Origin of the sequence: Streptomyces sp. WI03-4A (assembly GCF_033792105.1) — a bacterium.
Classification (GTDB): Bacteria; Actinomycetota; Actinomycetes; order Streptomycetales; family Streptomycetaceae; genus Streptomyces; species Streptomyces collinus_A.
Window position 1 is genome coordinate 17,582 of sequence record NZ_JARAUO010000050.1, and the last position, 20,501, is coordinate 38,082.

15 protein-coding genes and 1 pseudogene are annotated in these 20,501 nt (G+C 70.2%); 8 read left to right on the plus strand and 8 right to left on the minus strand.

Features of this window, described 5'->3' with window-relative positions; translation table 11 throughout:
• Positions 1–233: 233 nt before the first annotated feature.
• The 5 genes from PV343_RS35020 (at position 234) to PV343_RS35040 (ending at position 4,000) form a co-directional block, all read left to right on the plus strand.
• Positions 234–473 carry a ferredoxin gene (locus tag PV343_RS35020; RefSeq protein ID WP_319151070.1) on the plus strand — a complete coding sequence of 80 codons (240 nt, stop codon included), beginning with the start codon at positions 234–236 and terminating at the stop codon, positions 471–473.
• Positions 470–1,864 carry an NAD(P)/FAD-dependent oxidoreductase gene (locus tag PV343_RS35025; protein WP_319151071.1) on the plus strand — a complete coding sequence of 465 codons (1,395 nt, stop codon included), beginning with the start codon at positions 470–472 and terminating at the stop codon, positions 1,862–1,864. The genes PV343_RS35020 and PV343_RS35025 overlap by 4 nt, the downstream gene beginning before the upstream one ends.
• 13 nt (positions 1,865–1,877) lie before the next feature.
• Positions 1,878–3,098: a cytochrome P450 gene (locus PV343_RS35030; RefSeq protein ID WP_319151072.1), complete on the plus strand. Its 1,221-nt coding sequence runs from the start codon at positions 1,878–1,880 to the stop codon at positions 3,096–3,098.
• A 162-nt stretch (positions 3,099–3,260) separates the two neighbouring features.
• A complete protein-coding gene (locus tag PV343_RS35035) occupies positions 3,261–3,542 on the plus strand; it encodes a hypothetical protein (RefSeq protein ID WP_319151073.1) in 282 nt (93 codons plus the stop codon).
• The gene (locus PV343_RS35040; RefSeq protein WP_319151074.1) at positions 3,539–4,000 is read left to right on the plus strand and encodes a VOC family protein; all 462 of its coding nucleotides are present in this window, start codon (positions 3,539–3,541) and stop codon (positions 3,998–4,000) included. The genes PV343_RS35035 and PV343_RS35040 overlap by 4 nt, the downstream gene beginning before the upstream one ends.
• A gap of 167 nt (positions 4,001–4,167) precedes the next feature.
• On the opposite strand, the gene PV343_RS35045 is transcribed toward PV343_RS35040, so the two are convergent.
• A complete protein-coding gene (locus PV343_RS35045) occupies positions 4,168–6,603 on the minus strand; it encodes a SpoIIE family protein phosphatase (RefSeq protein ID WP_319151075.1) in 2,436 nt (811 codons plus the stop codon).
• A 364-nt stretch (positions 6,604–6,967) separates the two neighbouring features.
• Positions 6,968–7,615, minus strand: a pseudogene (locus PV343_RS35050) (oxidoreductase); the annotation flags it as partial.
• A 388-nt stretch (positions 7,616–8,003) separates the two neighbouring features.
• Here PV343_RS35050 and PV343_RS35055 point away from each other — a divergent pair.
• From PV343_RS35055 to PV343_RS35065, 3 genes are all read left to right on the plus strand, one after another.
• A complete protein-coding gene (locus PV343_RS35055; protein WP_319151076.1) occupies positions 8,004–8,195 on the plus strand; it encodes a hypothetical protein in 192 nt (63 codons plus the stop codon).
• Between the two features lie 131 nt (positions 8,196–8,326).
• Positions 8,327–8,944 carry an ABC transporter ATP-binding protein gene (locus PV343_RS35060; protein ID WP_319151077.1) on the plus strand — a complete coding sequence of 206 codons (618 nt, stop codon included), beginning with the start codon at positions 8,327–8,329 and terminating at the stop codon, positions 8,942–8,944.
• Positions 8,945–8,952: 8 nt separating this feature from the next.
• The gene (locus PV343_RS35065; RefSeq protein WP_319151078.1) at positions 8,953–11,232 is read left to right on the plus strand and encodes an ABC transporter permease; all 2,280 of its coding nucleotides are present in this window, start codon (positions 8,953–8,955) and stop codon (positions 11,230–11,232) included.
• A 290-nt stretch (positions 11,233–11,522) separates the two neighbouring features.
• Here PV343_RS35065 and PV343_RS35070 read toward each other — a convergent pair whose 3' ends face one another.
• The 6 genes from PV343_RS35070 to mreC form a co-directional block, all read right to left on the minus strand.
• Entirely contained in the window at positions 11,523–13,484 is a 1,962-nt protein-coding gene (locus tag PV343_RS35070; RefSeq protein WP_319151079.1) for a TIGR03960 family B12-binding radical SAM protein, read from the minus strand.
• A 70-nt stretch (positions 13,485–13,554) separates the two neighbouring features.
• A complete protein-coding gene (locus PV343_RS35075; RefSeq protein ID WP_319151080.1) occupies positions 13,555–15,054 on the minus strand; it encodes a CYTH and CHAD domain-containing protein in 1,500 nt (499 codons plus the stop codon).
• Between the two features lie 91 nt (positions 15,055–15,145).
• A complete protein-coding gene (gene rodA, locus PV343_RS35080) occupies positions 15,146–16,342 on the minus strand; it encodes a rod shape-determining protein RodA (protein WP_319151081.1) in 1,197 nt (398 codons plus the stop codon).
• Positions 16,339–18,585, minus strand: a complete 2,247-nt coding sequence (gene mrdA, locus PV343_RS35085) for a penicillin-binding protein 2 (RefSeq protein ID WP_319151082.1) — start codon at positions 18,583–18,585, stop codon at positions 16,339–16,341. Before mrdA ends, rodA begins: the two co-directional genes overlap by 4 nt.
• Before the next feature lie 140 nt (positions 18,586–18,725).
• Positions 18,726–19,403 carry a rod shape-determining protein MreD gene (mreD, locus tag PV343_RS35090; RefSeq protein ID WP_319151083.1) on the minus strand — a complete coding sequence of 226 codons (678 nt, stop codon included), beginning with the start codon at positions 19,401–19,403 and terminating at the stop codon, positions 18,726–18,728.
• Between the two features lie 16 nt (positions 19,404–19,419).
• Positions 19,420–20,358, minus strand: coding sequence for a rod shape-determining protein MreC (gene mreC, locus PV343_RS35095; RefSeq protein ID WP_319151084.1), 939 nt, complete (start codon positions 20,356–20,358; stop codon positions 19,420–19,422).
• Positions 20,359–20,501: the final 143 nt, after the last annotated feature.

Sequence of the window (20,501 nt, forward strand, 5' to 3'; positions counted from 1 at the left end):
CCGGGATACGCTTTTGTGACAATCAGGTCAGGTTCTCTGGGCGGTTCCACAGACGCCGGTCGCATGCTGCGTGACGACCACTTCCCCTTGCGGAGACCCGACGAGCGCGGCCCCCCTCCTCTTCCGGGGCGGCAGCCGGCCGAATCTTCTCACCGAGGCTTGTCCCGCGCCGTGCGTGCCGCAGCGATGCCGGATCCGGGGTGCCACGGCCTGTGGTGCCTGTGGAGGTCGGCATGAGAGTTGTCGTTGATCTTTCTCGCTGTCAGGGGTACGCGCAGTGCGCCTTCCTCGCCCCGGACGCGTTCCGGATGCACGGAGAAGAAGCGCTGATGTACGACCCGACGCCCGACGACGCCCAGCGCGACCAGGTGCTGCGCGCGGCGGCCGCCTGCCCGGTCCAGGCCATCCTGGTCGACCAGTTGGAGGGACGGCTCGAGGGCGGGGACGTACCAGTGGCGGCGTCGACGCCATGACCAGCGCCGACAACCTGCGCGCCTTCAAGCGTGAGGGCCGCATCGTGATCGTCGGTGCGTCGCTGGCGGGCCTGCGGGCCGCGGAGACGCTGCGCGACGAGGGTTTCACCGGTTCCCTCACCATGATCGGTGACGAGACGGGCGAGCCGTACGACCGGCCACCCCTGTCCAAGCAGGTCCTGACCGGGTGGGTGCCGGCCGACGGCACCACGCTGCCGCGCCGGCGCGCGGTCGACGCGGACTGGCTGCTGGGCGTGCCCGCGGACGGCCTGGACCTGGCCACCAACCATGTGCACCTGGCGGACGGACGCGAGATCCCCTTCGACCGGGTCCTGATCTCCACCGGCGTTCGGGCCCGGCCCTGGTTCGTCGAGAGCGAGGCGGCCCTGGACGGCGTGTTCGTCCTGCGCACCCGCGAACACGCCGAGGGACTGCAACAGGCGCTCGCCGCCGGACCCTCCCGCGTCCTGGTCATCGGGGCGGGCTTCACCGGCTCCGAGATCGCGTCCATCTGCCGTGAACGCGGCATCGAGGTCACCGTCGCCGAACTGGCCCCGGCCCCCCTGGTCGGAGCGCTCGGCGCCATGATCGGCGAGGTCGCCTCCGACATGCAGCGCTCCCACGGGGTGGACCTGCGCTGCGGCGTCAAGGTCACCCGGCTGGAGGGCGACGCCCAGGGGCACTTCCGCCGCGCGCACTTCGACGACGGCAGCACCGTCGACGCCGACGTGGCCGTCGTGGCACTCGGCGGCATCCGCAACACCGAATGGCTGCGGGGCTCCGGACTGGCCGCCGGCGTCTGGGGAATCGCCTGCGACACGGGCTGCCGCGCCCTCACCCTCGACGGCCTGATCACCGACGACGTCTTCGTCGCCGGCGACGTGGCACGCTGCCCGAACCCGGTCTACGAGTACCGGCTCATCTCCCTGGAGCACTGGGCCAACGCCGTCGAACAGGCGGAGGTCGCGGCGCACAACATGGTCAGCCCCCAGGCCGACCGCTGGCCCCACCTGACCCTGCCGGTGTTCTGGTCGATCCAGTTCGGCGTCAACATCAAGTCCGTCGGCGTACCGACCTTCGCCGACGAGGTCGTCCTCGCCCAGGGATCGGTGGCCGACCACCGCTTCGTCGCCGCCTACGGTTACCGGGGCCGCGTCACCGCGGCGGTCAGTTTCGACAACGCCAAGTGGCTCGACCACTACCGCGGACTGATCGAGACGGCCGCGCCCTTCCCGCCGCCCGCCCCCACGCCCGACCAGCCCCTCGACATGAAGCCGGTCCCCGTCGACTTCCCCGGACCCCAACTGCTCGCCCAGGGCGCCACCGTGGTCGTCACCGGACACGACCCGGGCGAACGGCGGGTCACGGCCGCGCAGCAGCACCACCGGTAGGAGGGACAGCGCGATGACCACGACCGAGACGACGACCGACACGCTGCGCCGGATCCTCGACTACTCCTCCCGGGCCGACCCGTACCCGCTGTACGCCGAACTGCGCGAGACACCGGTGGCCCGGCAGCGGGACGGCAGCTACGTCGTCAGCACCTACCGCGAGATCGCCGGCCTGCTGCACAACCCGCACCTCAGCTCCGACATCCGCAACCTGGCGCGGCCGATGCCCGCGTTCGAGGAACGCAGTCCCTCGTTCATCCACCTCGACCCGCCCGAGCACGACCGCCTGCGGCGCATGGCGATGCGTCACTTCGGCCCCCCGCACACCCCCGACCTGGTCACCGCACTCGAACCCGACCTGGCCGCCACCGTGGACGGGCTGATCGACGACCTGGCGGACAAGGAAGTCGTCGACATCGTCGACGACTTCGCCTACCCGTTCCCCGTCGCCGTGATCTGCCACCTGCTCGGTGTGCCCCGCGAAGACGAACCGAGATTCCACCTGTGGGTGAACGACATCATCGACGCGGCCGGCTACGACCCACAGACCGACCCGGTGGAGAAACTCGAGAACGGCAAGCAGGCCACCAAGGACCTGCGCCAGTACCTCGCCGCACTGCTGGAGCAACGCCACGGCACGCCGGGCGAGGACCTGCTGACCCGGATGGCCAACGACGACGGGCCGGACGGACGGATGACCGACGAGCAGATCGTCGCCACCGCCAACCTCCTGCTGATCGCCGGCCACGAGACCACGGTCAACCTCATCACCAACGGCATGCTGACGCTGCTGCGTCACCCGGACGTGCTGCACCGCCTGCGCGAGGACCCCGACCTGGTCGTGCCGCTCGTCGAGGAACTCCTGCGCTACGAGCCGCCGGTGCACATCATTCCCTGGCGGGCGGCCTACAGCGACATCGCCGTCGCCGACACCGTCATCCCCAAGGGCGCCCAGGTGATGCTCATGCTGGCCTCGGGCAGCCGCGACCCGGGCCGCTTCTACCACCCGGAGCGCTTCGACCCCGACCGCCGGGACAACCAGCACCTGGGCTTCGGCAGCGGCATCCACAACTGCTTCGGCAGCCCGCTGGCCCGCCGCGAGACCCAGATCGCCCTGACCGAACTGGTACGCCGCCTCGACCGGCCCCAGTTGGTCACCGACCCCCCGCCGTACCGCCGCAGCCCCCTCCTGCGCGGCCCGATCCACCTGGAGGTCGCGCAGGGCGGCGGCTGACGCGGGACGCGCCGCCGGACGGGACCCGGCCGCGCAGCGCCGAGACGAAGATGCCCGGCAGCCGCAGCGGGTTCGGTGCCGCCGCGCCGTCATCGGCGCGGTGACGGAACTCCACTGCCGCCGGAACCCCGGCTTCGAGCGGCTGGCCGCCTCTTCGCCCTGGTGCGGTTCCTCGTCGCGGCGCTCGACGGACTGATCATCCAGTACGAGGTGCGCCACGACGCCGAGCAGTCCCGCGGCGACATGGAGAACGTGATCACCGTCGCGACCGCTCTGGCGCCTCGCCGAGACAAGCCCCGCGGGGTCCGCGAGCCCGGCGGCGTTGCCCGGCCGACGGCGTCTGCCGACGCGTGGACCGGGGCCGGCGGCACCGATGAGTTCCGCCGGCCGGACCGGTCTACCCGGACGCACGCCATCGAGCCACCGACTGGAGACCCACCATGACCACCCCCGCACACCCCGGCCGCAACCTGTTCGTGAGCATCCCCGTGGCTGACCTCGAGCGCAGCAAGGCGTTCTTCGCGGAGCTCGGGTTCGGCTTCAACCCGGCGTTCACCGACGAGACCGCCGCCTGCATGCCGGTCGGCGAGCACGCCTTCGTGATGCTGCTCAGCCATGAGAAGTTCGCGCAGTTCTCGAAGCTGCCGATGGCCGATCCCGCCAAGCAGGCGCTGGCCCTGTACTCCTTCAGCGTGTCGTCCCGCGACGAGGTCGACGCGGTCAGCGCCGCCGCGCTCGCGGCGGGCGGCACCGAGGCGGACGACGCCGAGGACTACGGCTTCATGTACTCACGCAGCTTCTTCGACCTGGACGGCCACGGCTGGCAGGTCATGTGGATGGACCCCGCGGCGGCGGAAAAGGGGCCCGAGGCCTTCGCGCACGACGCCGGGACTCCGGCCTGACCCACCGCGTTCCGGCCCCCGTGCGCAGCGGGATCCTCGTCCTGCACGCTCTCCTCCGGATGTGGAACGGTGAAATCACCGCAAACGTGACTGCCGCGTGACGAGTGAGCGACTGCCCTGGTTCGACGCCTACCACCTCGCGCCCGACGTCTCCCGGGGGCCGCGCGTCATGCGGGCAGCAGAGGCTGCTCCGTCCAGACGGTCTTGCCGTCGCGGGTGTAGCGGGCACCCCACCGCTCTGCGAGCTGCGCGACCAGGAAGAGCCCGCGTCCGCCCTCGTCCGTGCTGAGGGCCCGCCGCAGGTGAGGAGATGTGTGGCTGGTGTCGGACACCTCGCAGGTCAGGCAGTGGGTGCGGATGAGACGCATGGTGACGGGGCCGGTCGCGTATCGGTAGGCGTTCGTGACCAGCTCACTCGCGACCAGCTCGGTGGTGAAGGCCAGTTCGGGCAGCCCCCATTCGGCGAGTTTCGCCGTGGTCAGCTCCCTGGCACGGGCGGCGGAGGTCGCTTCCAGCGGCAGCTGCCACGAGGCGACGTTCTCCGGACGTAGCACACGGGTACGGGCGATGAGCAGCGCGACGTCGTCGGTGGGGTGGTGGCCCTTGGGCAGCAGCGCCTCGACCGCGGTCCGGCACGCCTGTTCCAGAGGTTGCGTGGGGTCGGAAAGACATGCGCACAGGGTCTCCAGTGCGGTGTCCACGTCGCCGTTCCCCGCCTCCAGGAGGCCGTCGGTGTAGAGGGTGAGCAGGCTCCCCTCGGGAAGATCCACCTCGTAAGTCTCGAAGGGCAGTCCGCCCAGACCCAGCGGGGGACCCGCAGGCGGATCAAGCACGGTCGCCTCGCCGTCCGGGGTTGACATGACCGGCGCCGGGTGGGCCGCCCGAGCCAGGGAACAGCGCTGGAGGACCGGATCGTAGACGGCGTAGAGGCAGGTGGCCCCGAGCACCTGCTCGATCGCCGACGTGTTGCCGTCGGCGTTCGCCTCCAGCTCAGCGGCCAGCAGACCGACCAGGTCGTCCAGCCGCGCCACCACCTCGTCCGGTTCCAGGTCAAGGCTGGCCAGGGTGCGCGCCGCGGCACGCAGCCGGCCCATCGAGGCCGCGGCGTGGATCCCGTGACCGACCACGTCTCCGACGACGAGAGCCACCCGGGCCCCTGACAGCGGAATCACGTCGAACCAGTCGCCCCCGAGGCCCAGTTCACCGCTTGCCGGGAGGTAGCGGCAGGCGACCTCCACGGCCGGCAGGTCGGTGAGCGTGCTCGGCAGCAGACTGCGCTGCAGGGTGAGAGCGGTGTTCTGCTGCTGGGTGAAGCGGCGCGCGTTGTCGATGCAGACGGCCGCGCGCGAGGAGAGCTCCTGGGCCACCGCCGCGTCGCCATCCTCGAAAGACTCCGAATCCCGCGCTCGCCACAGGCTGACCACACCCAGAACGAGGCCGCGCGCGATCAAGGGCACCGCGATCAGCGAGTGAACACCGAGCCCCAGGGCGAGTTCGATGCGCCGCCGGTCCATGGCGTACCACTCGGGGCGGAGGGACAGCAGCCGTTCGACGACCGGGCGTCGCTCGGCCAGGCACCGTGCTTGCCCGGACTCCGGCAGCAGGGGCACCACGTCACCCTCCTGGAACGGGACACGGTGGTCCGGCGGTGAGAGGGCGGTCCGGAGCAGAGGGCCTGCCGCACCCGGTACAGGTTCGTCACCCACCGTCACAGGCCTGAGGAGGTCCACCGAGCAGTAGTCGGCCAAGCCGTGGACGCCCGCTTCGGCCAGTTCCCGAGCGGTCTGTGCCACGTCCAACGAGGTCCCGATCCGGGCGCTCGCCTCGTTCAGCAGAGCGAGTCTGCGTTGCGCCCGGTGACGTTCGGTGACGTCCTCGATCGTCTCGGCCACGCCGAGAATCCGCCCCGAGGGATCTTCCATCCGGAAGGCCGAGACGGACAGGATCCGTTCCCGGCCCGGATCGTGGCGTGTCCGGGCGGACTGCTCCGTGAAGATCAACGGCTCGCCGGTCTCCAGGACGTGCCGTACCCGCTCATCCGCCGGGCCGGCGTCCTCGTCGACCATGAATTCGCGGGGGCGGTGGCCTACCGGCGCCTCGGCAGGCACGCCGCTCGCCTTTTCGACCGCCCGGTTGACCCTGATCACTCTCCTGTCCGGACCGTACGTGACCAGACCGATCGGAGACCGGCGGTACAGACCGTCCAGCAGCGCACGGTCCCGCTGCCAGGCGATGACGTCGGCGGCAGGAGCACCGACCAGGAGCCACTCCTGATCACCCCCCTGGCGGGTGACCGCACGGGCCCGGAAACCCATGTCGACACGGCGTCCGTCACGGTGCCGGACGGGCAGCACCCCGAACCATCCCCCCGCTTTCACGGCGTCCACGACAACGGACCGCGCGGCTGACAGGTCACGGCTGTCGATCAGGAGGTCCTGCCACATCCGGCCGATCACTTCCTTGGCCGGATAGCCGAGCAGCTCCTCCGCGCGTGAGCCCCAGCCGACCACGATGCCCCGATCATCGAGCACGGCCGCGGCGGCACGCCCGAATGCGAACGGATCCTCAGGACTCTCGCTGAAATGCCTCGACGGCGTCCCCATAGCCACCACCACCTTGCCTCCGTGATTCCGATGTTCCTCCCGGAGGTCTCCGTCCGCGACTCCCCTCTCGGGTCCGAGAATCTCGGCAGCAATACCGGTTGCTACGCGCCCCCCGACGCCCGCGAGCCCCCTTCCCAGTCAGGAAAGGGGGCTCGCGGAGCCACGCTGTCACGGGCGGTGCGCCCCGCTCACCTCAGTGCGTGTGACCGCTCGCAGCCGGCATCGGGCCCGCGTTCTTGACCGTCAGGGGCAGCAGCTTCTTGCCGGTCGGGCCGCTCTGGATGTGGGTTCCATCTGCGGGCATACACCAGCAGGCCGACATCTGTGCCGCGCCGGTGCCCCGGCCGCCGCCCGGCCTGCTCCGGTTCCTGTTCAGGGTGCGGGTCACACCCGCGATGACAGCCGTCGTCAGCAACCAGCCGACAGCGTTCAGCACGAACGATAACCATTGAACGCCGGTGTCCCTCCAGTACCAAGCGATGCGCTGGCCGAGGCCGCCGATGGGAATCAAGAGGTCCAGCGTGTAGACGAGGGGCTGGAAAGGGGTGCCTTCGCCTCGATTCACCAGGGTCGGCGAGTGAGTACCGAAGACCAGAGCGCCCAGCAGGGTCAGCGCGACGAGCCAGACGGCCGCGAGCCACGGGCGATAGCCGTACCCGACGGCTCCGTCGAGCAGACGCCCCCAGGCGCGAGCGGCCGGACGCAGCGTACTGCGCCGGTGGTGCTGCCGGGCCAGGAGCACCCGGCGGGCATCATCGTGATGGCCGACCTTCCGGTACCAGGCGGCCAGTTGCTCGTAGGGCTGGGGACTGTAGGCGGGGCTGCGTCGTATCCATGCCAGGCACCGGGCCACGGATTCCTGTCGCTCCACCGCCTCCCGTCTCTCACCTCCCTCCACCACTTCGATGGAGCCATAGACGAAGCCGTCCAGCTCCACCACGTCCGGCCAGCTGGCCTCGCTTTCGTGGAGGTAGGACACCTGCGCACCCCGGAGACCGACCGTGCCGGACGGCGTTTCCCCACCACGCCCACCGACGACAACTTACGGATCATCAGATTCCGCTCAACGGCGGGCAACAGAAAGACAAAGCCTCACCGGAAATACTGCACCAAAGGCGGCCAAACCCTGCATATATGCGCTGCCCTTGCCGATCACCGTTACTAGCATCTCCCCGTCCCTGATCTGACCGCCAGGGGCCACAACAGAACAAAAAACGGGAGAAAACATGCGGAAGCTGGCAGCAGGCGTTCTTACGGCAGCCCTGTTCGCCACGGGGGCAGGTACCGCGTTTGCCGCCTCTTGACACAAGATTTTCTGGCCGGCCGGCCAGCACCACGGTGCCTTCGAGTGGAAGGGCAATCTCCAGGACACCGACAGCGGTGATGGGCACAACGTGTACATGCAGGTGAAGGTCGAGGGCTACGACTGGAGCCGGTACAACGGCAAGCAGAAGAAGACGGTTCCGCTCGACTACTACAACTGGGACGGCGCCGAGCGCTACACCGTCAACGCCTACATACGCGTCTGCCGGGACAGGGGCTCGCTCCACCCCGACAACTGCTCGGTGACCAAGCACTACAAGCGGCCGTAGCCGGCAGGTCGGTTTGCTTCGGGCCCAGGTGTCACACCTGGGCCCCCAGCCCTTTCCTGGGGGAAACCATCACTACCTCACCCATCCTCTCCGCCGTCGGAGTAGACCTCTCCTACGGCAGCCAGCCGGCCGTGCGCGACGCCCATCTCCACGTCGCGCCCGGCGAGGTGGCGGCCATCACCGGGCAGAGCGGCTCGGGCAAGTCCTCACTGTTGTACTGCCTGGCTGGTGTGCTGCCCCCCACGCGGGGACAGGTGCGCTTCGAAGGGCGCGTACTCGGTGGCCTCACCGACGAGGAGGTGAGCGCGCTGCGCCGGGAGCGTTTCGGCTTCGTCTTCCAGTACGGGGAACTGCTGCCCGAGCTGACCGTCGAGGAGAACGCCGCGCTGCCGCTGCGCCTGAGCGGGCAGGGCAAGAAGTCCGCCCTTGAGGCGGCCGGCCGGGTACTGGAGCGGCTCGGCCTGGCGGACCTGCGCGAGCGGCGGCCTTCGCAGGTGTCGGGCGGCCAGAGTCAGCGCGTCGCGGTGGCCCGCGCCCTGGTACACCGTCCGGCGGTCGTCTTCGCCGACGAGCCCACCGGGTCGCTGGACAGCGCCAACGCCGCCGCCGTACTCCACGAGTTCCTCAGCCTGGCACGCTCCCAGGGCACGGCCGTGGTCCTGGTGACGCACGATCCGGCCGTCGCCGCTCGGGCCGACAGCCACTACACCATGGCCGACGGAGTTCTCTCCCCGCGGGGTGGCGCGTGAGGGAGTTCATGCTCGGCCTACGCCTGCTGTTCGGCTCCGGGCGCGGCAGCCGCATCCGCTTCTTCCTCATGGCGGCGGGCGGTTCCCTCGGTGTGTGCTGCCTCGCCCTCGTGCTGACGATCCCGGCCATCCTGGACGCGCACGACGCCCGGGCCGCGGCCCGGGAACCGCAGACGACGTCGGCGGGCAAGGCGCGCACGGGCTCGGCGCTCGTCCTGGAGCGCAGGGATCCGCACGGCTCCAAGCCGTTCACCCGGGTGTTCGTCGCCCGCGGAACCAAGGCCACGCAACAACCGCCGCCCGGCCTGGACGCCCTCCCAGGACCCGGCGAACTGTACCTGTCTCCGCGCCTGCACGAACTGCTGCATGCGGAGCCCGCCCTCAAGGGTCTGCTGCCCGGTCGGGAGAAGGGCCGCATCGGCCCTGCGGGGCTCGCTGACCCGGACGAGCTGTACGCCTATGTGGGGACGTCCCGGAAGGAGATCGCCGGCGACGCGGACACCGGGGCGCTGCAGTCCTTCGGCTACTCCTACGCCCCCACCCCCGTCGTCGAGCCGTCCACCCTCACCAACCTCCGCTTCGCCCTTGCCACCCTGGTCCTGCTTCCCCTGGCCGTCTTCCTGTCGGTGTGCGCCCGGCTCTCCGCCGCCAGCCGCACCCGCCGCCTGGCCGCGCTGCGCCTGCTGGGCCTTAGCACCAAGGGCACGCAGCGCGTCAACGCCGCCGAGACCGTGGCCGCGGCGCTGCTCGGCGCCCTCCTCGGGCTCGGCGAGTACGGGATTCTCAACCAGGTGATGGCCCGCTCCGGCCTACCGGCGTTGCGCTGGTACCCGGCCGACGGCGCCCTGTCCTGGACCACCGTCGCCGTTTGCCTTCTCGGCTGCCCGGCACTCGCCTGGTTCGTCGGTCGAGCGAGCGCGCGCACCGCCGCCGCCAATCCCCTGGCGGTACGGCGCACGGCCGTACCCAAGCCCCCCACGAAGTGGGGCGGCCTCCTGCTGGTCACCGGCCTTGGCATCGTCACAGGCTTCTGCGCGACCGGCCTCACCGACCACCCAGCCACGAGCGACGGCCTCTTCGCGGTCCTGGTCGTGGGCGGGGTCCTGCTGACCGGCTCGGGGCTGGTACTGACTCTGCCGTGGCTGTCCTACCTCCTGGCCCGCAAGGTGGCCCGCACCACCCGGTCCCTGGCGCTGAACCTGGCCATGCGCCGCAACGAGGTCGAGCCCGGCAGCACCATGCGGGTCGTCACCGGCCTGGTCCTGCTGGTGTACGCGGCGTCCCTCGCGCAGGGCGTGCTGATCGAGTTCGAGCAGGTCAGCAAGCCGAACAATCCCGTCCAGGACTACTCCATGCCGCTTTCGGCGCTCTCCGACCGGCAGCAGAAGCGACTCACCGAGGTGCCGGGTGTCCGCGCCCACGCCCGGACGATGGTCTCCTGGAGCAAGCCCGGGCCCTCCGGCATCCCGCCCCAGGCCACGGCGCTGGTCGCCACCTGCGCCGACCTGACGCGGCTGGTGCGGCGGGCCGAAGGCTGCACGGACGGCCGGGTCATGCGGCTGGTCAACCCCAACAGTGCCACCGACCCGGACATCCACCCCGGCGCGTCTTTCCCCTTCCGGCTGCGGTCCGGGCGGCATCCGGTCTCGGTAACCTTGACCATCCCGTCCGCGAGGGTCGTCATGCGCCCGTACGACCCGTCCGCGGTCGGCGACGCGTCCGTGATTGTCCCGCCGTCCGCGCTGCCCGCGCACGCCCGGCCGCAGTCGGGCTCGCTCATCCTCGACAGCGACTCCGATCCGCACGTGGTCCGCAAGGTACTGGACGGCATCGGCGGTGTCACGCCGACCGTCTCCGTCGAACCGGTCGGCGTCAACGTCGACAGTCTGTCGCAGATCGCGGTCATCGAGACCCTGCTGGTCCTCGGCATGATCATGGGGCTGGTGATCGGTGTCGCCGCCTTCCTGGTCGCCGTCTCGGACCGGGCCGTCGAACGCCGCGCCCAGGTCACAGCGATCACGCTGATCGGGGCGCGGGCGCGCACTCTGCGCGCGGTGCAGAGCATCCAGGTGGTGCTGCCGCTCGCCGTCGGCCTCGGGCTGGCCCTGGTGAGCGGCAAGCTCGCCGAGTCCAGTTATCTCGTCACCGGGGGCGGTGAGGTGTTCTGGGACATCGCCGGGATCCCCGTACTGGCGTGCGCTGCCCTGGGCGTGATCGTCGTCGCGACACTGGGCACGCTGCCACTGGTAGGCCGCCGCGTCGATCCGGAACTCATCCGCCGGGACTGAGACTCCCGAGGTCTGATCCGGAACAGGGATTTGATCTGACTTGTCACCGAACGCCGAGGAGCCCTCTTGCTGACCACGGAGAGGGCTCGCGGACCCATGTGGTTCCGCGCATGATGGCAGGAGACTTTCTCGGAAACGACGTAAGGCGTCCTTCTAGGACCCGGCAACGGCGTTCGAGATGACGATGGCGCCGCCGACGGGCGAGGGACCGAAGTGCCGGCCGCAGCTGGCACCTCATCCTCGCTCACCCCGCAAGCGCCTCCATCACCCGATCGAGTGCCTCACTCACCTCAGTGCGTGTGACCGCTCGCAGCCGGCGTCGGGCCGCCGTTCTTGACCGTCAGGGGCAGCAGCTTCTTGCCGGTCGGGCCGATCTGGATGTGGGTGTCCATCTGCGGACACACCCCGCAGTCGAAGCACGGGGTCCAGCGGCAGTCCTCGACCTCGGTCTCGTCGAGGGCGTCCTGCCAGTCCTCCCAGAGCCAGTCCTTGTCCAGGCCCGAGTCGAGGTGGTCCCACGGGAGGACCTCCTCGTAGGTGCGCTCGCGGGTCGTGTACCAGTCGACGTCCACGCCGAAGTCGGCGAGGGCCTTGTCGGCGCACTGCATCCAGCGGTCGTAGGAGAAGTGCTCGCGCCAGCCGTCGAAGCGGCCGCCGTCGTCGTAGACCGCGCGGATGACCGCGCCGATGCGGCGGTCGCCACGGGAGAGCAGGCCCTCGACGATGCCGGGCTTGCCGTCGTGGTAGCGGAAGCCGATGGAGCGGCCGTACTTCTTGTCACCGCGGATCTTGTCCCGCAGCTTGGCCAGGCGGGCGTCCGTCTCCTCGGCGGAGAGCTGGGGCGCCCACTGGAAGGGGGTGTGGGGCTTGGGGACGAAGCCGCCGATGGAGACGGTGCAGCGGATGTCGTTCGAGCCCGAGACCTCGCGGCCCTTCTGGATGACGTGGGTCGCCATGTCGGCGATCTGCAGGACGTCGTCGTCGGTCTCGGTCGGCAGGCCGCACATGAAGTACAGCTTCACCTGGCGCCAGCCGTTGCCGTAGGCCGTCGAGACAGTCCGGATCAGGTCCTCTTCCGAGACCATCTTGTTGATGACCTTGCGCATGCGCTCGGAGCCGCCCTCGGGGGCGAAGGTCAGACCGGATCGGCGGCCGTTGCGGGTCAGCTCGTTGGCCAGATCGACGTTGAAGGCGTCGACGCGGGTGGAGGGCAGCGAGAGGCCGATCTTGTCGTCCTCGTAGCGGTCCGCCAGGCCCTTGGCGATGTCACCGATCTCCGAGTGGTCGGCGGAGGAGAGGGAGAGCAGGCCCACCTCCTCGAAGCCGGTGGCCTTCAGGCCCTTGTCGACCATCTCGCCGATGCCGGTGATCGAGCGCTCGCGCACCGGGCGGGTGATCATGCCCGCCTGGCAGAAGCGGCAGCCGCGGGTGCAGCCGCGGAAGATCTCGACCGACATGCGCTCGTGGACCGTCTCGGCGAGCGGGACCAGGGGCTGCTTGGGGTAGGGCCACTCGTCCAGGTCCATGACCGTGTGCTTGGAGACGCGCCACGGGACACCGGAACGGTTGGGGACGACGCGGGCGATCCGGCCGTCGGGCAGGTACTCGACGTCGTAGAACGCCGGGATGTACACCGCGCCGGTCTTGGCCAGGCGGAGCAGGACCTCCTCGCGGCCACCGGGGCGGCCCTCGGCCTTCCACTCGCGGATGATCCGCGTCATGTCGAGCACGGCCTGCTCGCCGTCGCCGATGATCGCGGCGTCGATGAAGTCGGCGATCGGCTCCGGGTTGAAGGCCGCGTGGCCGCCGGCGAGGACGATCGGGTCGTCGAGGGTGCGGTCCTTGGACTCCAGCGGGATGCCCGCCAGGTCCAGGGCCGTGAGCATGTTGGTGTAGCCCAGCTCCGTGGAGAAGGACAGGCCGAACACGTCGAAGGCCTTCACCGGGCGGTGGCCGTCCACCGTGAACTGCGGGACGCGGTGCTCGCGCATCAGCGCCTCCAGGTCCGGCCACACGCTGTACGTGCGCTCGGCGAGGACGCCCTCCCGCTCGTTGAGTACCTCGTAGAGGATCATGACGCCCTGGTTGGGCAGACCGACTTCGTAGGCGTCCGGGTACATGAGCGCCCAGCGGACGTCGCACTCGTCCCAGTCCTTGACGGTGGAGTTGAGCTCACCGCCGACGTACTGGATCGGCTTCTGCACGTGGGGGAGCAGAGCTTCGAGCTGCGGAAAAACCGACTCGACAGGCATCTCGCGAACCTTCATGAGCTGACAGGGGTGACCATTCAGACTAACCCGCCCGGCGGCCTGTCTCGTACGCTCAGACGGACCCCCCGGACGTGATCTCCCGCCAGAGCCCCGGCAGCTCCGTCTCCACCGCCTCCGCGCGGCCTTCCTCCCGGCCGTAGAGCAGTCCGTAGGTGAAGGCGCTCTCCCCCGCCGCGTTGGCCACGGCGGACAGCTCGCGCAGGGTGCGGCGGGCCATGACGCTGTCCTGGTGGTCGCCGAGGAGGCTGGTCAGGGACTTCATGGACTTGGCCAGGGAGCGGGCGGGGCCGCCGAGGGCCGGGATGGCGGCCTCGGCCGCGTAGCGGGTGCGCTTGGCCTTCTTGCGGGCGTCGTGCAGGGCGAGGTCGCGCTGCTCGCCCGGTGGCAGGTCGAGCGCCGCGGTGATCAGCCGGGAGACCTTGGCGAAGTCCTTGCGTACGGCCTTCGCGAGTGCCTTCTCAGGTTTCGACGCGGCTTTCGCCCGCAGCGGCGGGGCGGCGAGCAGGGCGTCCAGGCCGTCGAGGAGGGCGAGGTAGCGGGTGGAGTCGAGGATGGCGATCAGGTGGCCGCGGGTGCTGCCGTGCCGGGTGCGCGCCCAGGTGGTGACGCGGTGGTGGACGGGTCCGAGGACGAGGGCGGGCGGGAGGCCGTCGAGGGCGGTGGTCAGGCGGTCGGCCAAGACCTCCTGGTCGCGGTCGGCGCCGAGCTCGGCGGCGAGCCATTTCAGCTCGGTGGCGAGGGGGGTGGTGGCGGCGGGGTCGAGGATGCGGCCGAAGGTGCGGAAGGTGCTGCGCATCCGGCGGGTGGCCACGCGCATGCGGTGGACGGAGTCCGGCAGGTCGCGCCGGACGGCGGGGTCGCATTCGAGGAGGGTCTCGCGCTGTTCGCGCAGGTAGGCGAGGACGTGGTCGCCGGCGGTCACGGGCCGGGCGGTTGTGGCGCGGTGGGCGGGGGTACCGCCGGTCTGTTCGAGTGCCCGGGCCAGTTTGGACGGCGCCTTCGACGGCCGTACGCCTGCCTTGCGCAGGCGTTTGTCGACCTTGTCGAGGAAGGCCGGGTCGCCGTCGTCGGCGAGTTCGACCTCGATCTCGGTCCACTGGGCGGTGCCGCCGGCCCGGTTGAGCCGCTCGGCGGTCACCGCGTCGACGCTGGCCTCGGCGAGCAGGGCTCCGTCGGCGTCTACCAGGTGGCGTACGTCGCGGGCGGAGCGGAGCCGGACCACGGGGATCAGTTCGGCGGTGCGGACCCGGGAGCGGACGAGGGCGGCGATCTCCTCGGGGACGGTGTCGGAGAGGGGCGCTCTGATCTCGTCGCGGACGCCCGGGGCGACCGGGACCTTCAGGTGCCAGCCGGCGTCGCTGCCGCCGGTGCGGCGGCGCAGGGTGAGTGCCGCGGCGGCCAGGCGTTCGTCGGCGGTGTCGTAGTAGGTGGCGTCCAGTTCGGTCAGGCCCTTGTCGAGGACGTCGGCGACTTCGCCGACGCCCCTCAGGTCGGGCAGACCACTGTCGTCGGATTCGTACTTGCGCTCGATCTCGCGTTTCGCATCCGCCATGAACCGAATCTAGTGGCAGAGCGGCGTGGACGGCAGGGGCAGTCCCGGGTGAATGGCGGGCCGGCGCCCGCCATTCACCTGGTGAAGCGCCTCAGGCGGACATCGGCCGCTGCACCTTGATCGACTGCAGGAGTCCCACGGCCACCCAGACGGCGAACATGGACGAGCCGCCGTAGGACACGAACGGCAGGGGCAGGCCGGTGACCGGCATGATTCCGAGGGTCATGCCGATGTTCTCGAAGGCCTGGAAGGCGAACCAGGCGACGATGCCGGCGGCGACGACGGTGCCGTACAGCTCGGTCGAATCGCGGGCGATGCGGCAGGCGCGCCACAGGACCACGCCGAGGAGCACGATGATCAGGCCGGCGCCGAGGAAGCCCAGCTCCTCCCCCGCGACCGTGTAGACGAAGTCCGTCTGCTGTTCGGGGACGAACTGGCCGGTGGTCTGGGAGCCGTGGAAGAGGCCCGCGCCGGTCAGGCCCCCGGAGCCGATGGCGATGCGGGCCTGGTTGGTGTTGTAGCCGACGCCGGCCGGGTCCAGGTCGGGGTTGGCGAAGGCGGCGAAGCGGTTGATCTGGTAGGCGTCCAGGATGTGCAGCTGCCAGACGGTGATGGCGCCGAGGGCGCCGGCGCCGATGAGGCCGAAGACCCAGCGATTGGAGGCGCCGGAGGCGAGCAGGACGCCCAGGATGATGATGACCATGACCATGACCGACCCGAGGTCGGGCATGAGCAGCACGATCAGGATGGGTACGGCGGCCAGGCCGAGGGCCTGCAGGACCGTACGGTGGTCGGGGTACTTCTTGTCGCCGGCGTCGACCCGGGCGGACAGCAGCATGGCCATGCCCAGGATGATCGTGATCTTGACGAACTCGGAGGGCTGCAGCGAGAAGCCGCCGCCGAGCACGATCCAGGAGTGCGCGCCGTTGACGGTGGAGCCGAGCGGGGTGAGCACGGCGAGGATGCCGAAGACGGACAGGCCGTAGAGGATCGGCACGGCGTTGCGCAGGGCGCGGTGGCCGAGCCAGATCGTGCCGATCATCAGGGCGAGCCCGATGCCGGTGTTCATGAGGTGCCGGAGCAGGAAGTAGTAGGGGTCGCCCTGGTTGATCTCGGTGCGGTTGCGGGTCGCCGAGTACACGAGCAGCGAGCCCAGCAGGGACAGCGCGATCGCGGCGAGGAGCATCGGCCAGTCGAGCCGGCGGGCCAGGGAGTCGCGGGCGAAGACCCTGGTCCAGCCGGCCCGTTCGGGGCCGTAGCCGGAGACGGAGAAGCTGTTGCCGGTCATGCGGGCATCCTCCGGCGTCCCCTCCCGCGAGGCTTTCTGCGGGTGTTGCTGTTGCGGCTGGGCGAGGGCGAGGTGGCGGGCTGCTGGTCGTCCCCGTTGGTGGGGTTGTCCTTCTGGGCCGCCTCGGCGTCCTTGCCGGGGTCGCCGGTGATCTTGGGGGCGGCGATGGTGCCGTCCGTGCGGACCTTCGGCAGGCCCTTCTGCGGCTCGGGGAGCAGGGCCTTCTTGTTGTCCACCGAGCCGTCGGCCTGGACGCCGTAGAGCGCGCTGTAGATGTTGCGCACCGCCTCACCGGAGGCGCCGGAACCCGTACCGGCCTGGGCGATCGTCATGATCACCGTGTAGTCCTTGGAGTAGGTGGCCAGCCAGGACGTGGTCTGCTTGCCGTAGACCTCCGCGGTACCGGTCTTGGCGTGCAGCGCGATCTTGTCCTGCGGCCAGCCGCCGAACTTCCAGGCCGCGGTACCGCGGGTGATGACGCCCGCGAAGGCGTCGTTCATGCCTTTGAGGGTGGCCTGGGTGACCGGCAGCTTGCCGGACTTCTTCGGCTTGATCGGCGTGATCGTCTTGCCGTCGGCGCTGATGACCGCTTTGCCGATGGTCGGCTGGTACATGGTGCCGCCGTTGGCGACGGCGCCGTAGATCACGGCCTCCTGGATCGGGGTGACGAGCGTGTCGCCCTGGCCGATGGAGTAGTTGATCTCGTCACCCTCGCGCATCTTGTTGCCTTCGAGGCAGTTCTCGTACGCGATCTTCTCGACGTAGGAGCCGTCCTTCTTCCCGGACTTGCACCAGGCGTCCTTGTTGGCCTTCCAGTAGTCGAGCTTCCACTTGCGGTCGGGGACGCGGCCGGTGACCTCGTTGGGCAGGTCGACGCCGGTCTCCTTGCCGAGGCCGAACTGGTGGGCGGTCTTGAAGAAGTGGTCCTTGGGCTGGCCCTTCTTGGGGTTGATGCCGCCGTCCTTCTTCCACTCCCGGTCGGCGAGACCGTAGAAGACGGTGTCGCAGGAGACCTCGAGGGCGCGGCCGAGGGAGATGGGGCCGAAGTTCTCGCCCTCGAAGTTCTTGAAGACCTGTCCGCCCACCGAGTAGGAGCTGGTGCACGGGTAGCCGCCGTCCCACACATAGCCGGCGTTGACCGCGGCGGCCGTGGAGACCACCTTGAAGGTCGAGCCGGGCGCGGCCTGACCCTGTATGGCGCGGTTCAGCAGCGGGTAGTCCGAGTTCTTGCCGGTGAGGGCCTTGTAGTCCTTGCCGGAGATGCCGCCCACCCACACGTTGGGGTCGTAGGTGGGGGCGGAGGCCATGGCGACGATGCGGCCGGTCTTGGCCTCCATCACCACGACGGCACCGGAGTCGGCCTTGTAGTTCTCGCCGGTGATCTTGTCGAACTGCTGGCGGGCCTTCTTCATGGCGTTGTCGAGCTCGTACTCGGCGACGCGCTGCACCCGGGAGTCGATGCTGGTGACGAGGTTGGAGCCGGACTCGGCGGCGTCGGCCTTGGCCTTGCCGATGACGCGGCCGAGGTTGTCCACCTCGTAGCGGGTCACGCCGGCCTTGCCGCGCAGCACCTTGTCGTACTGGCGCTCCAGGCCGGAGCGGCCGACCATGTCGGAGCGCAGGTAGGGCGAGTCGGTGTCCTTGGCCTTCTGGATCTCCTCGTCGGTGACCGGGGAGAGGTAGCCGAGGACCTGGGAGGTGTTGGACTTGCCGGGGGCCGGGTAGCGGCGCACGGCCTCGGGCTCGGCGCTGATACCGGGGAAGTCCTCGGCGCGCTCACGGATCTGCAGGGCCTGCTTGGGCGTCGCCTCGTCGGTGATGGGGATCGGCTGGTAGGGCGAGCCGTTCCAGCAGGGCTGGGGGGTCTTGGCGTCGCACAGCCGGACCTTCTGGGTGACGTCCTCGGGCTTCATGCCGAGGACGCCGGCCAGCTTGGCGAGGACGGCCTTGCCGTCGTCCTTCTGCTTGAGCAGGTCGGTGCGGGAGGCGGAGACGACGAGGCGGGTCTCGTTGTCGGCGAGCGGCACGCCGCGGGCGTCGAGGATGTCGCCGCGCACGGCGGGGTCGACGACCTGCTGGACGTGGTTGCCGGAGGCCTCTCTCTGGTAGGCGGCGCCCTCGCGGATCTGGAGGTACCACAGGCGGCCGCCGAGGGTGCCCAGGAGGGAGAGCACGAGGATCTGGATGACGACGAGCCGGATCTGGACCCGTGGGGTCCGTCCGGTCTCGGGGATGTTGGTCACTGCGGCTGTCTCCCCCTCTCAGTGCGCGGATGCGTGTGCGCGTACGAATGATGAACGACGGTCCTGTGAGGCCGCGTTCCGCGGATGGCGCCCCGTTCGGGTGAACCTCGGGGTGGCCGTCCGGATGGACTCGCCCGGGATCACAGCCGCTTGACCCCCTTGATGCGGCCGACCCGGGTGGAGCGGGTGCGGGCCTTGGCCTTCAGGGCGCCGAGGCCGCCGCGCTGGCTGCCGATGCGCAGGCCGGTGCCGGAGGAGAGCCAGCCGGAGGAGATGTCGCCGGCCTTGGCGGCGGGGCTGGTCTCGGTGAGCGGGTCGTTGTCGGCACGGCGGGCCAGCCACATGATGCCGGGGACCACGAACGGGGCGAGCAGCAGGTCGTACAGGGCGGCCGAGAACAGCAGCCCGGTCAGGCCGACATGGCGGGCGGCGGTGTCGCCGACGAGGGCGCCGACGCCCGCGTACAGCAGGGTGGAGCCGACGGCGGCGGCGACCACGACGGCCATGGGGCCGGTGGCCGACTTCAGGCGGCCGTTCTCGGGCTTGATGAGTCCGGCGAAGTAGCCGGTGACGCACAGCACGAGGGCGTAGCGGCCGGCCGCGTGGTCGGCGGGCGGGGCGAGGTCGGCGAGCAGTCCGGCGCCGAAGCCGACGAGGGCGCCGCCCACGTGGCCGTACACCATGGCGAGGCCGAGGACGGTGAGCAGCAGCAGGTCGGGCACGGCGCCCGGCAGGTGCAGCCGGGCGAGGACGCTCACCTGGACGACCAGGGCGACGACGACCAGGGCGGTGGAGAGCAGGATCCGGTTGACACGCATGAAGAAAACTCAGCTCCTACTGCTGCTGGCCGTCTGCGGGTGCGTCCGCCGAGGGGGTGACCGTGACGGTCACCGTCGGCGTCGGGGTCGGCTTGGGTTTGGCCGGCAGGACCTCGTCGCGGGGGTCCTTCTTGGGGGCCGCCACGACCACGCCGACGATGTCGAGCTTGGTGAAGCCGACGTACGGGGTGACGTACAGCGTGCGGGTGAGGCCGCCGCCGGAGGGGTCGACGCGGGAGACCACGCCTACGGGTACGCCGGGCACGAAGGGCTTGTCGGCCTGGGAGCCGAAGGTGACGAGGCGGTCGCCCTTCTTCACCTCCGCCTTGCCGTTGAGGAGTTCCACGCGCAGCGGGCGGTCGCCCTGTCCGGAGGCGAAGCCGAGTTCGTCGCTGTTCTCCATACGGGTGCCGACGGTGAAGTCGGGGTCGTTGGCGAGCAGGACGGTGGAGGTGCCGGGGCCGACGGTGGTGACCCGGCCGACGAGGCCGTCGCCGTTCAGGACGGTCATGTCCCGCCGGATGCCGTCGTTGGCGCCGGCGTCGATGGTGATGGTCCAGGAGAAGCCCTGCGCCGACCCTATGGCGATGACCTGGGCGCCCTTGATGCCGTACTGGCCCTCGCCGGCGATCTTCAGCATCTTGTCGAGCTGCTTGAGACGGCTGCGGTTGCGGTCGTCGCTGCCGAGCTTCGCCTTGAGGGCCGCGTTCTCGCGTTCCAGGCCGGCGAGCCGGTCGTGGCGGCTGCCGGAGTCGCGGACGGCCGAGACGGCGTTGCCGACGGGGTCGACCGCCGAGGACATGCCGTTCTCGATGGGGCCGAACGCCGCGGCCGCAGCGTGCCGGGCGCCGTCGACCGGTGAGTTCCGGCCTCCTCGGATGTCCACCGTGATCAGCGCGAACGCGATGGCGATCAGCAGGACCAGGAGCAGCCGGCTCTCTTTGGTGTCCCTCACGTGCGGCGGCCGTGCCCTTCCTCGATAGGAATTCGGGGACCCCTTGAGGCGCCGCTCGGGGAGCGCCGACCGAAGGGGCCCATGGGTGGGGAGCTTATGCCTCGATAGCGACGATCCGCCGCACGAGAGGAGAACGTCTCGTA